This window comes from Candidatus Symbiopectobacterium sp. NZEC135 (assembly GCF_025962695.1).
Genome location: NZ_JAGFPF010000447.1, coordinates 1 through 1,407 on the forward strand (window position 1 = coordinate 1; position 1,407 = coordinate 1,407).

Genomic DNA, 1,407 nt, shown 5'->3' on the forward strand with positions numbered 1-1,407 from the left:
CCGCATGGAAAACTGACGTTCGGCGTTTAATACTTTTCCGCTGGCACCGCCTCTTCCGCAGTTGCTCCCTCAGTGGATTCTGTGATTGCGGGAGGCGACTCTTCATCTTGGGATTCATTCAGTCCACTTAATGACATGACTTTAGCCGCAGCAATATAAATATTATTGGGCGACCATGACGACAACACCTGGTCTTTCAATTGATCCACTTGTTTGGTGTTATCGTTATGCCAAAGTGAGCGAGAAATAAGCCAGGCATTTACATCAAGATTAAGGCGCAAGTATTTCGCTCCTTTTTCCTCATTGGGTAACTCCTCAAAGGATTTACTCATTTTTTGAATTTCTGTTAAATATTCCAGATATTCAATGCGCTGCAATCCTGAAAGCTCGTTTAAATCAACCTGATTACCGCCAATGTCAGTATTTTCTTTTTTCAAAAACATTATTCACCCCGTAAGGCCCCACAGTGTGGGGCAGTGCAAGTTATCAGTCGGCAGTAATAACAACAGGCACAATGGCCGTCTTTTTACCGTCGTTGGTCATAATCACAATATTGGTATTGCCCTCTGCCACCCCAGTAACGGTAACCACGGAGCCGGACACGGAAGCAGTTGCTTTGCTGGTATCGGCGGCACCAACGTTAAACGTTGAGTCTGATGCGTTAGCGGGAACAATGGTTACAGCAATATCAGCAGATTGACCGACAGCAAGCTCAAGTGAAGTGGGTAATACCGTGATCCCGGTAACCGGCACCGCAGCATCACCAGCCTCTTCTGCAAGAGACGGTTTACCGCTATTAGTGATTTTTACCGTGCGAGTGATCGTTTCTTTTAACGGAATATTTTTGCCTAGAGACGACACCCAGCCCTTGAAAACATCCACTGCACCGTTGGGATACTTGATTTTATAAGCACGAACATCGCCCTCATTGAACCAGTCAATAAGATCTTGCTGGCCGCTTTCACCGGGTTTCCACGCGAGAGTAAAGGTGGCATCTCCGGCTGTTTTCTGCCCCTGTGCAGTGCTGGCCCAATCAGCATTCTCATCATCCAGATAAGTATCATCGAATGATTCAGCGGTCATTTCGCCGGGAACCAAATCTTTGATTTTTGCCAGCCGGGTCCACCCCGTATCACTTTGTGGATTGGTGTAAGGGTTTCCCGTGCCACCATAAATCCATAATGATGTGCCAGCCCCTTTAATCGGTTGCGTTGTAGACATAGAGTCCTCACATTTGATAGATAATTAAATGCTTAAGATCAGCGGAACCCCAGGTGATAGCCTCATCGTCGCGCTGGTAGTCATATCCCTGAGTGCTGATGCTTTCCACAAGCGCCTGCAAAGCGGGAATGTTGTTGGTTACTGGCTTGATGCGTTGTTCTATCCACTCATCCAGGGCCGTATCGG

At 47.2% G+C, this 1,407-nt stretch carries 3 protein-coding genes; all 3 read right to left on the minus strand.

The genetic code is table 11. The features are described 5' to 3' along the window. Nucleotides 1–26 precede the first annotated feature (26 nt). The 3 genes from gpG to gpU are packed head-to-tail and all read right to left on the minus strand — an operon-like array spanning nt 27 to nt 1,396. Nucleotides 27–443 carry a phage tail assembly chaperone G gene (gene gpG, locus J5224_RS27740; RefSeq protein ID WP_264628349.1) on the minus strand — a complete coding sequence of 139 codons (417 nt, stop codon included), beginning with the start codon at nt 441–443 and terminating at the stop codon, nt 27–29. 43 nt (nt 444–486) lie between these two features. Continuing rightward, nucleotides 487–1,221: a phage tail protein gene (locus J5224_RS27745; protein ID WP_264628350.1), complete on the minus strand. Its 735-nt coding sequence runs from the start codon at nt 1,219–1,221 to the stop codon at nt 487–489. Between the two features lie 7 nt (nt 1,222–1,228). After that, nucleotides 1,229–1,396, minus strand: coding sequence for a phage minor tail U family protein (gene gpU, locus J5224_RS27750; RefSeq protein WP_264628351.1), 168 nt, complete (start codon nt 1,394–1,396; stop codon nt 1,229–1,231). Nucleotides 1,397–1,407: the final 11 nt, after the last annotated feature.

Bases quoted from the DNA above. Each gene is read 5' to 3' on its own strand.
- gpG (WP_264628349.1), bottom strand. From the start codon at position 443: ATGTTTTTGAAAAAAGAAAATACTGACATTGGCGGTAATCAGGTTGAT.
- J5224_RS27745 (WP_264628350.1), bottom strand. From the start codon at position 1,221: ATGTCTACAACGCAACCGATTAAAGGGGCTGGCACATCATTATGGATT.